The organism is Streptomyces sp. NBC_01446, from assembly GCF_026340095.1.
GTDB classification, from domain to species: Bacteria; Actinomycetota; Actinomycetes; order Streptomycetales; family Streptomycetaceae; genus Streptomyces; species Streptomyces aureus.
In genome coordinates, this window is sequence record NZ_JAPEPO010000001.1 from 3,341,086 (window position 1) to 3,355,296 (window position 14,211).

Consider the following 14,211-nt stretch of genomic DNA (forward strand, 5'->3'; position numbering starts at 1 on the left):
GGAGGGGCGTGCTCCGGGCCGTCAAGGGATCAACGAAACCGCAGGCGGCCGCCCGCACACCACGGGTGCCTACGGTTGCCAGCTCCGCAGGATCGCGTCGAACTGCTGCCGCGCCTCGTCCCAGTCGGCCGACGGCACGGACAGATAGATGGCGTACTCGGTGCCGTCGTTCTCGACGTACGTCTGCTCGATGGCGTGCCGCGGGCCCGACGTCGTGTCCTTGTCACCCGCGGTCCAGGTGAACTCCCACAGGGATCCCGACCGGTCTCGGTAGGTGTTGGGCTGCAGGTTGACCTGCTGGTAGTCGGGCAGCTTCGTGACCTGTCGCTCCAGGTCCAGCTGGTGGTGGTACGAGTCGGGCCAGTCAGGGGACTTGTCGACCGCGATCCGTACGAAGTGGGCGCCGCCGTCCGGCGTGTAGTCGACCTGGGAGCCGTCCGCCTGCCGCTTCCAGCCCTTCGGGAGCATGAGGCTGTAGCCCTCGACATCGTCGATGCGGACCCAGTTGTCCGGAATGCTCCCGGCCTTGTGCCCGCCGCTTCCGGAACCCGACGAGGTACCCGCGGCGTTGCCCTCGCCTGAGTTCGTGTTCGACGAGGTCCGGTGACTCAGGTAGTGGTTCGCGGCGAACATCCCACCGCCGCCTACGAGCGCGGCCGCCAGCGCCACGGCGACGACACGCGGCCACTTGCGGCGAGCGGCCGCGGGGACCGCCGGCATGGCGGCGTGATGCACGCCTATCGCAGTCGACTCCTCCGGGGGTGTCGGCGGCGCCGCGGCGTGCACCTGCGTGGGCACGTAGGCCTGCGCCGCGCTGGACCGCCGCCCCTCGGCGGCCTCGGCGAGCATCGACTCGGCCTCGTCGGCGGACGGACGCGCGGCCGGGTCCTTGCGCAGCAGCGCCTGAATGACGGGCGCGAGGGCGTCCGCGTGCATGAGTTCGCCCGGCTCGTCCTCGACGACGGCCTGCATCGTGCTGATCGGCGACGTGCGCCGGAACGGGGACTTCCCCTCGACGGCCGTGAACAGCGTGGCACCGAGCGCCCACAGGTCGGACGCGGGTCCGGGCGCCGCGCCACTGACCCGCTCGGGCGCCAGATAGTCGACCGAGCCGACTATCTCCCCGGTCCGCGTGATCGTCGAGTCTCCCTCGACCTGGGCGATGCCGAAGTCCGTGAGCAGCACCCGTCCGTCGAGGGCGAGCAGGACGTTGCCCGGCTTCACGTCGCGGTGCAGCACCCCGGCCGCGTGCGCGGCGCGCAGCGCCCGCAGCGTCCACAGGCCTATGCGGGCGGCCTCGCGCGGCAGGATGCGGCCCGACTCCTTCACGGCGTCCGCGAGCGAGGGACCGTCGACGAGTTCCATCACGATCCACGGCCGGTCGTCGTGCTCCAGCACGTCGTGGACGGTGACGACCGCCGGGTGGTTGATCCGCGCGGCGGCCCGCGCCTCCGTCTGTGTCCGCGCGAGCAGCACGGCGCGGTCGGCCTCCTGCACGTACTGGGCCGCCGTCAGTTCCTTTACGGCCACGGCACGGTGCAGCACTTCGTCGTGCGCGCGCCACACCCGGCCCATGCCGCCGCGCCCGATCGAGTCACCGAGTCGATAGCGGCCCGCGAGGAGCAGGCCCTGCATCTGATTCACGTTCCCCCGCAGGCGCATTGGTCGTGCCACGGCCGCTCATGGCCTTGACAGAGCCACATTAGGGAGCGGCCCAGGCACAGGGAACCGGCGGGGGTGCACGGAGACCGCACTGTGACGCTTGTCGCCTGTCCGGATGGGAGCCGACAGGCCATCAACTAGGCGTATTCAGTACGCCGGTACGACGTCTGGCGTTGTATCAGCCCGTGCTCCGATACGTCAGCCCGTGCTCTGATACGTCGCCGAGGCCTGCTCGTACAGGCGCGTCACTTCGTCGCGCTCGGCCTCGGGGCCCCGCAGCTGCACCACGTGGTAGCGGCCGCCCACGATCATCGCGAGGTTGCGTACGTACGTCTCACGGCCCGCCGAGTTCTGCCAGGTGAACTGGCCCTCGGCCATGGCCCGCCCGCCCACGTCGATCCGGCGCATCCCGCTGGACGTCGCCCACGTCGAGTCGCGGAACGGCTGCAACTCGCGTTCCTTCTCCCGCTGGTACGTCATCGGATCGCTGCCGTACGCGGACGTGCTGTCGCGGCCCGGGACGACGACGAGCTCGAAGTCGCCGTGCGTGTAGAGGACCTGCCCCTGTCCGTTCCTGCCCTGCCGGTTCCAGCCCTTGGCGACGGCGACGCGGAACCCTTCGGGGTCCTTGCGCAGGGTGAAGCCCTGCGCGACCTCGGGTTCGGACGAGTCGGTCTGCGGATCGGTGGCGGCCGGGGTCGACGAACTCTTGCCGCCGTTCTTCCCCTGGCCCTCGGCGGATTCGCCCGCCGAAGGCGCCGGCGTGGACCTGCCGCCCTCGGGCGCGGGCCGGCCTCCGCCGGTGGCGCCCGCGTGGTCCTTCGCGCCGCCGCCCGGCGTGCCGCCGCTCGGCTCGGCCTTCGGCATGAAGACCACGGCGTACGCGACCGCGGCGGCCAGGCCGAGCAGTACGAGAACGAGCAGGGTGCGGCCGAGCGAACGGGGCTTCCTGGGCTGCCGATCCGCCTGGGTGCGACGCTCCGGCGAGCCCCGCTCCGGCCGCGTGCGAGGCTCCGGCCGCGTGCGAGGCTCCGACCGCTGCGGATGCGCCTTGGCCCGCTTGTGCCGTGCGTGCCCGGCCCCGGTCCCGGCCTGGGCGGCGAAGCGCCGGCGACGCCTGCGCACGAGCTCGCCCCGGCGCCGTACGACCGGCAGCCGCGTGGCGTCGAAGGGCGGCGCGGCCACGATGTTCGTGCCCGCCTCCGGCTCGGGCGCGGACCGCACCAGCGACCTGAGCCACCCCCGCAGCTCCTCGAAGTCGAGCCGCTCCGTGGGGTCCTGACGCAGCAGCGATTCGACGACGGGCCGCAGGGGCCCGCACTCCTCGGCGAACGCGGGAGGCTCGGCGCACACCATCTGCACCAGCTCGCCGGTGTTCTCCTCCGGGTACGGGGCATGCCCCTGGACCGCGCGGAACAGGAGGGCCCCGAGGGCCCACAGGTCGGTGGCAGGGCCGATCGGAGCGGCCAGCTGCCAGTTCTCGTGGACGGGCCCCGCCTGCTCAGGCGCCCAGCGCTCGGTGACGGGCCCGACGACGGTCATCCGCGCCTGCCGCGCACGGTCGGCGGCGAGGGCGGTGGTGGGCCCGCGACCGGCCGCCGGGGCCGCCTGCTGCTGCGCGGGGATGAGCTGGTCCCAACGCGTGGACCCGGGCGCTCCGGGCGCGGGGTCGGGAGTCCCGGGGGTGGGAGCGCCCGGCTCGGGCCGCTCCATGCCGGGCCGCGGGACCGCCCCGTGCCAGGGACGCTCGGCGGAGCCGCGTACGCCGTAGGGGTCGTCGATCCGGCCGGGCTCCGCGCCGCCGCTGTGCGCACCGCCGTCCTTCGCACCGGTGCCGGACTCGCCCCCGCGCTCCGCGCCCGGCCCGCGCCGCGGCGGCCCCGGCGTCCCGTCCGTGTCCACACCCCCGCGCGCGGCGGCCCGCGCACCCGCCCGGTACGCGGCTATCGCCCCCGCGCGCGCGGCCCGCGGGTCACTCCCGGCCTCAAGAGCGGCGGGCCGGGACGGCGCGGGAGCAAGAGCAGCGGGAGGCGTGTAGGGGGGCGCGGGCGCCGAGGGCTGCGGCTCCTGTGGGGCCGGGGGTGCCGGAGCGGCGGGAGGCGCCGGCGTCGGGTCATAGCCGCACAGCGCCTCCTCCGCCGCACCGGCAGCGAGTCCGGTCAGCACGATCCGGCCGTCGTCGCACACGAGGACCGTGCGGGCGGTGATGTTCCGGTGGACCCAGCCGTGGGCGTGCAGCGCGCGCAGCGCGGTGAGGACGTCGGACGCGACCTCGGCCGCCCGGTACGGGGACAGCGGCTCCTCGGCGAGCAGCGCGGCGAGCGGGCGCGCGGAGACGACCTCGCTGACGATCCACAGCGAACCGCCCTCGGCGAACACGTCGAAGACCTGGTCGAGCCTTGGGTGATCGGGTATCTGGGCGGCGGCCTGCGCGGCCTCGATGGCACGGCGCACCGCTGGGTCCGTCGGCCTCCGCGTGGTCCGCGCCGCGTCCCCCCGCTCGCGCCGGCCACGCGACTCACGCGGTACGAACCCGTCCGGGAGCCCTCCGGTGTCGAGCACCTCGGCCTCGACGACTTCGGGTAACGGCACCTGCCTGACCAGGACTTCCTGGCCACTGTAGGTGTCGAACGCCCGCGTCTGGGCGAACTCGTACGCGTCGGCCGGCGACAGCGGCAGGCGGTAGCGGTCGGCGAGCACTCGGCCGGCATAGTCCTCCACGACGCGTCCCCCTGTCCGCCCGGTGGTCAATTCCGCTCGTTCTGCGCCCTGTTGTGCGCAGTGATGCGTACCGATACGGCTGCGCACGGTCCGCAGGCACTCACGATACGTGTCGGACCCCTTTCAGGCTCAGGACTTCGGCTTGAACGTCTTGGTGAACGTCTGCCAGGCGGCCTTGCGCTGCGCACCGTCCCAGTCGGCGGCCTTGGCCGTGTACATCAGGCCGTACCCGAGACCGCTGTTGACCACGAAACCGCGGTCGATCGAGCGGTACTTGGTGCCCCCGTCGACGTACGTGAACTCCCAGTCCGCCGTGTTCCAGCCGCGGAAGTCGACGGCCGCTATGCGTATCCGGTCGTACTGGGAGCGGCGCATGTACTGCTCCTGGTTGCGCCAGTCCTGGACCGGGTTCGACTTGGGTGTCGTCGTCCAGCCGACGAGCAGCTTCTGCCCGTCGGGACCCGTGAAGCGGGCCCCCGCCGCGCTCGTCGAGCTGTACTTCCAGCCCTTCGGGAGGCCGATGGAGAAGCCCTGGTCGTGCTTGTACGTCGAGGCTGCGCCGCTGCCGCCCGGGACCCCGCTGCCGCCGCTGGTGCTGCCGGGCGACGCGCCCTGGCCGGCGTCGCTGTCCTTGTCGCCGCCCTTGTCGGTGTCCGAGCCGGAGCCCTGGCCCTTGTCGGAGCCCTTGCCGCCGTCCTGAGCCGCGTCGTTGCCGCCGCCGGACCCGCTGCCCTTGTCCTTGCTACCGCTACCGCTACCGCTGCCTCCGCCGCCGCCTCCGGTCGCTCCCGCGGAGGCGGACTTGTCGCCGCCCTTGGCGGAACCGCCGTCGTCGCCACCGCTGAACGCGATACCGATGACGGTGCCGATCACGGCGAGCGCGACGAGCACCGCGACGATCACGAGGGTGCGCCGCGGGACCACGTCCGTGAGCGAGGCCCTGGTCGCCGGCGTACGCGGCGGCCCGGCGGGCTGCGCCGGAACACCCGAACCGCCCTGCCCGGCCGCGGGATGCGCGGATGCCTCCTCCGTACCGCCGGACGCGGCCCCGCCACTCTTGCCGGCCGCACCGGCCGCCGTCGCAGCGGTGGCCGCGGCAGCGGCTTTCCGCACCGACCGCAGCGCACCGCGCAGCTTCTCGGCGGCTTCCTCGCCCCTCTTACCCGCGCCGGTGCCGTCACCGGCGTCCGCGGGGCTCACGGAAGCAGCCGAAGCCCCGGACCCCGCGGCAACCCCCGGCGAACTTCCCTTACCGAAGCGCACCTTGGGCGCCTTGGGCGCCTTGGGTGTCTGCTCGGGAATGGGCGGCAGCGGCACGACCTTGGTCGCGTCGACCGGTTCAGGTTCCTCGTCCTTGGGCTCGGGAGCGTGCAGGACGTCGTTGAGGAGGGCCCGCGCCCCGGCGTCGTCGAGCCGCTGCTCCGGGTCCTTGGCGAGCAGCCCGTAGATGACCTTCTCCAGCGGCCCCGCGTTCTTGGGCGGGTCGACCGGCTCGGTCATGACGGCCGTCAGGGTCGCGATGGCGGACCCCTTGTCGTACGGAGGAACGCCCTCCACCGACGCGTACAGCAGTCCGCCGAGCGACCACAGGTCGGCGGCGGGGCCGGGCTTGTGCCCGCGCGCCCGCTCCGGCGAGATGTACGAGGGCGCGCCGACGAGCATGCCGGTGGACGTGATCGAGGGGTCGCCCTCGACCTGGGCGATGCCGAAGTCCGTGAGGACGACGCGCCCGTCCTCGGCGATCAGCACGTTCGACGGCTTCACGTCGCGGTGCAGGATGCCCTCGCGGTGCGCAGCGCGCAGCACGTCGAGGATCGCGAGCCCGACCTCGGCGGCGCGCCGCGGTTCCAGCAGGCCGTCCTCGCGGATCTGCTCCGCGAGGGACTTGCCCTCGACGAGTTCCATCACGATCCACGGCCGGTCGTCCTCGTCGACCACGTCGTAGACCGTCACCGCGCTGTTGTTCCGGATCCGCGCGATCGCCTTCGCCTCACGCAACGTTCGCGTGATCAGGCGCCGCTTCTCCTCGTCGTCGATGCTCGACGGGAACCGCAGTTCCTTGACGGCGACCGTCCGGCCGAGCGTCTCGTCCTTCGCCCGCCACACGGTGCCCATGCCGCCGCGGCCGAGGACTTCTCCCAGCCGGTAGCGCCCGGCGAGGAGACGTGCACTCTTGTCCTGACGAGCTGTGCCCGCCTGCTCCGCCTCCGACATGCGTCCCCTCTGCAACCCGCCCTGACAGAGCCTTCATTGTCCCTTACCCGGGGACCACTCCACGCCCAGGGTCGGCCGTCCCGCATGATGGACCGCACACACGGAGGGACCGCCATGCCCGCACTTCGGACACTGCTGGCGATACCCCTGGCAGCGACCCTCTTCTGTATGTTTCCGGGCAGTTCCACGACGCTCGCGACCCCGGCCACGGACGCCACTCTTCCGTTGCTGGTCACGGAGGGCAAGGCCCCCGCCGCGGCGCTGCTCGCCCGCGAGGGCGGGACGACGCGCTTCGTACGCACCGGCCCCACGATCCGCCGCACCGACCACTTCCGAGCCGGGAGCATCACGAAGTCGTTCATCGCGACGGTCGTGCTGCAACTCGCCGCCGAACACCGCCTGCGCCTCTCGGACACGGTGGACGACCACCTCCCCGGCCTACTGCGTGACCATGCCGTCTCCCTCCACTCGCTTCTCACCCACACCAGTGGCCTGCCCGACTTCACGGCGCGCACGCACGGCACCATCCCGGTATCCCCCAGAACGGCCGTACAACTGGCCGAGGCCGACCCTCCGAGCCCTCGCGGCCACTGGTCGTACTCGAACACCAACTACGTCGTACTGGGCATGGTCATAGGCCAGGTCACGGGCCACTCGTACGCGACCGAGGCCCGCCGCCGCATCATCGAACCGCTCCACCTCACCGGCACGTCGTTCCCCGGCACCCGCACCACGCTGCCCACGCCACACGGCCGCGCGTACGACGCGACAGGCGACGACGTAACCACTCTGAACCCCCGCGTGGCCGGCGCCGCAGGCGAACTGATCTCCACCCTCACCGACCTGAACCGCTTCTACACGGCCCTCCTGAAGGGCCGCCTCCTCCCCCCGGACCAACTCCGCACAATGCTCAACACCCGCACCGCACAAGGCCGCTACGGCATGGGCCTCTACCCCACGAAGCTCCCCTGCGGAACGACGATATGGGGCCACAACGGACGAATCGAGGGCAGCTACGTCCGCACGGAGGCAACGAGAACGGCGTCAAGAGTCGTCACGTTCCGCACCAACACAGACACCGCGAAGAACACCCCAGAACTGGAACGCCGCCTACTGACAGCAGAGTTCTGTCAGCCATTCAGCCGATCCGGCACCTGAGGCCGAGCACACCGTTCACCCTGCCCGGCGGCTGAGGCAGAGCGCACCCTTTGCCCCTGCCCGGCACCTGAGGCCGAGCACACACCCTTCCAGCCCGTCCGGCGTCTGAGGACGAGCCCGCAGGGCGAAGGGGGCCTGGGGGCACAGCCCCCAGCGCAACCCCGGCGCACCCCATCACAGCGGCACGATATCCGGCGCCCCCAGTCGCGCCGCATCGGCCGAGAGGTCATCCGGTTGACGCTGAGACTCCCGCTCGGCCTGCACCCGCTTCTCGTAGTGCTCCACCTCCCGCTCGATCTGGTCCTTGTCCCAGCCGAGCACCGGAGCCATCAGCTCCGCCGCCTCACGCGCACACCGCGTCCCCCGGTCGAACGTCTCGATCGAGATCCGCGTGCGCCGCGTCAGCACGTCGTCGAGATGCCGCGCCCCCTCGTGCGAGGCGGCGTACACGACCTCGGCCCGCAGATAGTCGTCGGCGCCGGTGAGGGGCGCGCCGAGCCCGGGGTCGGCGGCCACCAGGTCGAGCACCTCCTCCGCCAACGACCCGTACCGGTTGAGCAGATGCTCCACCCGCACCACATGGAGCCCGGTCCGCGCGGCGATCCTCGCCCGCGCGTTCCACAGCGCGTGGTAGCCCTCGGCCCCGATCAGCGGAATGTCGTCGGTGACGCAGTCGGCGACCCGCTGGTCGAGCCCGTGCACCGCCTCGTCGACGGCGTCCTTGGCCATGACCCGGTACGTCGTGTACTTGCCGCCCGCCACGACGACGAGCCCCGGCACGGGGTGCGCCACCGTGTGCTCGCGCGAGAGCTTGCTCGTGGCGTCGGACTCACCGGCGAGCAGGGGCCGCAGGCCCGCGTAGACCCCCTGGACGTCGTCGCGCGTGAGGGGTACCGCGAGCACCGAGTTCACATGCTCGAGCAGATAGTCGATGTCGGCGCTGGAGGCCGCGGGGTGCGCCTTGTCGAGGTCCCATTCCGTGTCCGTGGTGCCCACGATCCAGTGACGCCCCCACGGGATCACGAACAAGACGCTCTTCTCGGTGCGCAGGATGAGCCCGGTCGTCGAGTTGATCCGGTCCTTGGGCACGACGAGGTGGATGCCCTTGGACGCGCGTACGTGGAACTGGCCCCGCTCGCCCACCATCGCCTGGGTGTCGTCCGTCCACACGCCCGTCGCGTTCACGATCTGGCGGGCACGGATCTCGTACTCCCCGCCGCCCTCGACGTCCTCGACGCGGGCGCCGACGACGCGCTCGCCCTCCCGCAGAAACCCGGTCACACGCGCCCTGTTGGCGACCTTCGCCCCGTACATCGCGGCCGTGCGCACCAGCGTCGCCACATACCGCGCGTCGTCCATCTGCGCGTCGTAGTACTGCAAGGCGCCGACGAGCGCGTCCTTCTTGAGCGCGGGCGCGACCCGCAGCGCGTGACGCCGGCTCAGATGGCGGTGCATGGGCAGCCCGCGCCCATGCCCGCGCGCCATCGACATCGCGTCGTACAGGGCGACGCCCGAGCCCGCGTACAGCCGCTCCCAGCCCTTGTGCTGGAGGGGATACAGGAACGGCACCGGCTTCACGAGGTGCGGGGCGAGCCGCTCCAGGAGCAGCCCGCGCTCCTTCAGCGCCTCACGCACGAGTGCGAAGTCGAGCATCTCGAGATACCGGAGCCCGCCGTGGATCAGCTTGCTCGACCGGCTCGATGTGCCGGAGGCCCAGTCCCGCGCCTCGACCAGGCCGGTGGACAGACCTCGGGTCGCGGCGTCGAGCGCGGTGCCCGCGCCGACCACCCCCGCGCCCACGACCAGGATGTCCAGCTCCCGCTCGGCCATTCCCGCGAGCGCCTCGGCACGCTCCGCCGGTCCCAGTGTCGCTGCCCTCACTGCTACCTCCCGCTGTCGGTCAGTCGGCGTCGGTCCAGTCGGTCCCACCGGTGTCACTGTCTGATGCGCCCCGGCTCGCATCACCCATGCACCGATTCTGACCGCCGGGCCGAACTTCAGCCACCACTCACCCGCAGGCTGTGGACAACACTCCCGGATTCCCGGCCGCGCAATACCGCATAACGGTCATATTTACTCCTAGTGTGACATTGCGCTCGCCCATCCTGTCCACAGGGCTTGCGCTCTCCTCCCGCTCCGGCTATTGGGAAGGACGGCCCACCGCCATGCCCGCAGATCTCGCCGTCATCGGACTCGGTCACCTCGGCCTGCCCCTCGCCCAGGCCGCCGTCGCCACCGGCATCGCGACCATCGGCTACGACCCCGTACGCGCCACCGACCTCGCGGCCGGCCGGCTCCCCGGCGACGGCGCCGAGGGAACCCTGACCGCCGCCGACATCCGCCGGATGCTCTCGGGGGGCTTCCGGCCGACCGGCGACCCCGTCGAACTCGGCCGCGTCCGCACCGCCGTCATCTGCGCCCCCGCCCCCCTCGGCGCGGACCGCTCCCTCGACCTCACGCAGCTCACCGACGCCACGCGCGCCCTCGCCGCCCGTCTGCGTCCCCACACCACGGTGATCATCGAGACCCCGGTCGCCCCCGGCACCACCGAAGGCGTCCTGCGCCCCCTCCTTGAGGACGGTTCGGGGCTGCGGGCCGGCCGCGACTTCCACCTCGCCTACTCGCCGGGCCGCCTCGACCCCGGCAGCCGCACGCACGCGTACGCCACGACCCCCAAGGTGATCGGCGGCCTCACCCCCGCCTGCACCGAGTCCGCCGCCGCCTTCTACGGCCGCCTGTCCGACAAGGTGGTTCGCGCGCGTGGACCACGCGAGGCCGAGACCGTCCAGCTCCTGGAGACCAACTACCGCCACGTCAACATCGCCCTGGTCAACGAGATGGCCGTCCTCTGCCACGACCTGGGCGTCGACCTGTGGGACGTCATCCGCTGCGCCGAGACCAAGCCGTTCGGCTTCCAGGCGTTCCGTCCCGGCCCCGGCGTCGGCGGCCACGGAGTCCCCCAGGACCTCTCACGCCCGCCCCTCCCGGTCCGCCCCCTGCGCATGGTGGAACTGGCCCAGCAGGTCAACCACCACATGCCCCAGTACGTGATCCAGCGCGCCGCCACCCTCCTCAACGAACACGGCAAGTCCGCCCGCGGCGCCCGCGTCCTGCTCCTCGGCGTCACGTACAAACCCGACGTCGCCGATCTGGAAGGCACCCCCGCCCAGGAGATCGCCACCCGGCTGATGCAGCTGGGCGCGGCGGTCAGTTACCACGACCCGCACATCCCGTCGTGGAACGTCCTCGGCCACCCGGTCCCCCGCGCGGACTCCCTCTACGAGGCCGCCGCGGACGCCGACCTGACGATCCTGCTCCAGCAGCACCGCACGTACGACCTCCAGGGCCTGTCCGTGAAGGCCCAGCTGCTCCTGGACACCAGGGGCGCCACCCCGACGGGCGCGGCCCACCGCCTGTGAACCCCTCTCCGTAGATCCGTAGACCTGTGAAGGCCCTCTACGTAGAGCTGTCATGAACCTCTACGTGGAAGGGGCCCGCACCGTTTCGGTGCGGGCCCCTTCCACGTAGTACTGCGTCAGCGGCGGTGCTGCGAGTCCGCCACCGTGACCTCGACCCGCTGGAACTCCTTGAGCTCGCTGTAGCCGGTCGTCGCCATGGCGCGCTTGAGGGCGCCGAAGAAGTTCATCGAACCGTCCGGGGTGTGCGAAGGCCCGGTGAGGACCTCCTCCGTCGTACCGACGGTCCCGAGGTCGACCTTCTTGCCGCGCGGCACGTCCTCGTGGACGGCCTCCATGCCCCAGTGGTGGCCGCGGCCGGGCGCGTCCGTGGCGCGCGCCAGCGGGGAGCCCATCATCACGGCGTCGGCGCCGCAGGCGATGGCCTTCGGCAGGTCGCCGGACCAGCCCACGCCACCGTCGGCGATCACGTGCACGTACCGGCCGCCGGACTCGTCCATGTAGTCGCGGCGGGCGGCGGCCACATCGGCCACGGCGGTCGCCATCGGCACCTGGATGCCCAGCACGTTGCGCGTGGTGTGCGCGGCGCCGCCACCGAAGCCGACGAGCACACCGGCAGCGCCGGTGCGCATCAGGTGCAGCGCGGCGGTGTACGTGGCGCAGCCGCCCACGATGACCGGCACGTCCAGCTCGTAGATGAACTGCTTCAGGTTCAGCGGCTCGGCGGCACCGGAGACGTGCTCGGCGGACACGGTGGTCCCCCGGATCACGAAGATGTCGACGCCCGCGTCCACGACGGCCTTGGAGAACTGGGCGGTGCGCTGCGGCGACAGCGCGGCGGCGGTGACGACACCGGAGTCGCGCACCTCCTTGATGCGCTGCCCGATCAGCTCCTCCTTGATGGGAGCCTCGTAGATCTCCTGGAGGCGGCGTGTGGCGCTCTCCGTGTCCAGCTCGCCGATCTCGTCGAGCAGCGGCTGCGGGTCCTCGTAGCGGGTCCACAGGCCCTCGAGGTTCAGCACGCCGAGGCCACCGAGCTCCCCGATCCGGATGGCGGTGGCCGGCGAGACGACCGAGTCCATGGGAGCTGCCAGGAACGGCAGCTCAAAACGGTAGGCGTCGATCTGCCAGGCGATCGAGACCTCCTTCGGGTCGCGCGTACGACGGCTCGGTACGACGGCGATGTCGTCGAAGGCGTACGCCCGGCGGCCGCGCTTGCCGCGCCCGATCTCGATCTCAGTCACGTGTGTGGCCTTTCCCTCTGCGTTTCAGCGCCTTCCAGTATCCCCGACATACGCGCCAGGGGCGGCCCCGGGAACCCCGGGGCCGCCCCTGACCCTGTCTTCGACTGTCTGCGGCTACTTGCTGCGGCTGTAGTTCGGTGCTTCGACCGTCATCTGGATGTCGTGCGGGTGGCTCTCCTTGAGGCCCGCGGACGTGATCCTCACGAAGCGGCCCTTGGACTCCATCTCGTCGATGGAGGCGGCGCCCACATAGCCCATCGTCTGGCGCAGACCGCCGACGAGCTGGTGCAGCACGTTGGCCAGCGGGCCGCGGTAGGGCACCTGGCCCTCGATGCCTTCGGGCACGAGCTTGTCGTCGGAGGCGACCTCGGCCTGGAAGTAGCGGTCCTTGGAGTACGACCGGCCCTGCCCGCGGGACTGCATCGCCCCGAGGGAGCCCATGCCGCGGTACGACTTGAACTGCTTGCCGTTGATGAACATCAGCTCGCCCGGGGACTCCTCACAGCCCGCGAGGAGGCTGCCCAGCATGACCGTGTCGGCACCGGCGGCGAGCGCCTTTCCGATGTCGCCGGAGTACTGCAGACCGCCGTCACCGATGACCGGGACGCCGGCGGCGCGGGCGGCGAGAGCCGCCTCGTAGATGGCGGTGACCTGCGGGACACCGATACCGGCGACCACGCGCGTGGTGCAGATGGAGCCGGGGCCCACACCGACCTTCACGCCGTCGACACCGGCGTCGATCAGGGCCTGCGCGCCGTCACGCGTCGCGACGTTGCCGCCGATGACGTCGACGCCGACGCTGGACTTGATCTTCGCCATCCAGTTCAGCGCGTTGCTGTTGTGTCCGTGCGACGTGTCGACGATGAGGAAGTCCGCGCCCGCCTCGGCCAGCGCCTGAGCGCGCTCCAGGGCCTCGGGGCTGGCGCCGACCGCGGCACCGACGAGGAGGCGGCCCTCGGCGTCCTTCGCGGCGTTCGGGTACTGCTCGGCCTTCACGAAGTCCTTGACCGTGATGAGGCCCTTGAGCACGCCCGCGTCGTCGACCAGCGGAAGCTTCTCGATCTTGTGGCGGCGCAGCAGCTCCATGGCGTCGACGCCGGAGATGCCGACCTTGCCGGTCACGAGCGGCATCGGCGTCATGACCTCGCGCACCTGCCGGCTGCGGTCGGACTCGAAGGCCATGTCGCGGTTGGTGACGATGCCGAGCAGCTTGCCGGCCGGGTCGGTCACCGGGACGCCGCTGATGCGGAACTTCGCACACAGCGCGTCGGCCTCGGCCAGCGTCGCGTCCGGGTGCACGGTGATCGGGTCGGTCACCATGCCGGACTCGGAACGCTTCACGAGGTCGACCTGGTTGACCTGGTCCTCGATCGACAGGTTGCGGTGCAGCACGCCGACGCCACCCTGCCGCGCCATGGCGATGGCCATGCGGGACTCGGTGACCTTGTCCATCGCCGCCGACAGCAGCGGAATGTTCACGCGCACGTTGCGGGAGATGCGGGACGAGGTGTCGACCGCGTTCGGGAGGACCTCGGACGCGCCCGGCAGCAGCAGCACGTCGTCGTAGGTCAGCCCGAGTGTCGCGAATTTCTCGGGCACTCCGTCGACGTTTGCAGTCATGACACCTTCCCCAAATGGCCTTGATCGGTGCGGATGTCCATGCTAACGGGATCCGGAGGTGTCTCATTCCACGATCAAGATCACCGAGCAGATTTGTACGTTCACACGTGCGCAGACCGTGGCCCGCCCTGGGTGCGCCTCACGCGAGCGTGGCGCGTCTCACTCAACGACTCGAC

At 71.6% G+C, this 14,211-nt stretch carries 8 protein-coding genes; 2 read left to right on the plus strand and 6 right to left on the minus strand.

Going from position 1 to position 14,211, the window contains the following annotated elements:
* Positions 1 to 69: 69 nt before the first annotated feature.
* The 3 genes from OG456_RS14770 to OG456_RS14780 all read right to left on the minus strand — a co-directional run bounded on the left by OG456_RS14770 (position 70) and on the right by OG456_RS14780 (position 6,597).
* Positions 70 to 1,635, minus strand: coding sequence for a serine/threonine-protein kinase (locus OG456_RS14770; protein ID WP_266569251.1), 1,566 nt, complete (start codon positions 1,633 to 1,635; stop codon positions 70 to 72).
* Positions 1,636 to 1,860: 225 nt separating this feature from the next.
* Positions 1,861 to 4,383: a protein kinase gene (locus OG456_RS14775; protein WP_266561086.1), complete on the minus strand. Its 2,523-nt coding sequence runs from the start codon at positions 4,381 to 4,383 to the stop codon at positions 1,861 to 1,863.
* A gap of 129 nt (positions 4,384 to 4,512) precedes the next feature.
* Entirely contained in the window at positions 4,513 to 6,597 is a 2,085-nt protein-coding gene (locus tag OG456_RS14780) for a serine/threonine-protein kinase (RefSeq protein WP_266561088.1), read from the minus strand.
* A gap of 114 nt (positions 6,598 to 6,711) precedes the next feature.
* Between OG456_RS14780 and OG456_RS14785 the strand changes: the two genes are divergently transcribed.
* Positions 6,712 to 7,755, plus strand: a complete 1,044-nt coding sequence (locus tag OG456_RS14785) for a serine hydrolase (protein ID WP_266561090.1) — start codon at positions 6,712 to 6,714, stop codon at positions 7,753 to 7,755.
* A 174-nt stretch (positions 7,756 to 7,929) separates the two neighbouring features.
* Here the strand turns inward: OG456_RS14785 and OG456_RS14790 are convergent, their stop codons facing one another.
* The gene (locus tag OG456_RS14790; RefSeq protein WP_266561091.1) at positions 7,930 to 9,636 is read right to left on the minus strand and encodes a glycerol-3-phosphate dehydrogenase/oxidase; all 1,707 of its coding nucleotides are present in this window, start codon (positions 9,634 to 9,636) and stop codon (positions 7,930 to 7,932) included.
* Between the two features lie 284 nt (positions 9,637 to 9,920).
* Between OG456_RS14790 and OG456_RS14795 the strand changes: the two genes are divergently transcribed.
* The gene (locus tag OG456_RS14795; RefSeq protein ID WP_266561092.1) at positions 9,921 to 11,174 is read left to right on the plus strand and encodes a nucleotide sugar dehydrogenase; all 1,254 of its coding nucleotides are present in this window, start codon (positions 9,921 to 9,923) and stop codon (positions 11,172 to 11,174) included.
* A 116-nt stretch (positions 11,175 to 11,290) separates the two neighbouring features.
* Here the strand turns inward: OG456_RS14795 and OG456_RS14800 are convergent, their stop codons facing one another.
* The gene (locus OG456_RS14800) at positions 11,291 to 12,415 is read right to left on the minus strand and encodes a GuaB3 family IMP dehydrogenase-related protein (RefSeq protein ID WP_116510973.1); all 1,125 of its coding nucleotides are present in this window, start codon (positions 12,413 to 12,415) and stop codon (positions 11,291 to 11,293) included.
* A 114-nt stretch (positions 12,416 to 12,529) separates the two neighbouring features.
* On the minus strand, positions 12,530 to 14,035 hold the full coding sequence (gene guaB, locus OG456_RS14805) for an IMP dehydrogenase (protein WP_266561096.1): 1,506 nt from the start codon (positions 14,033 to 14,035) through the stop codon (positions 12,530 to 12,532).
* Positions 14,036 to 14,211 lie beyond the last annotated feature (176 nt).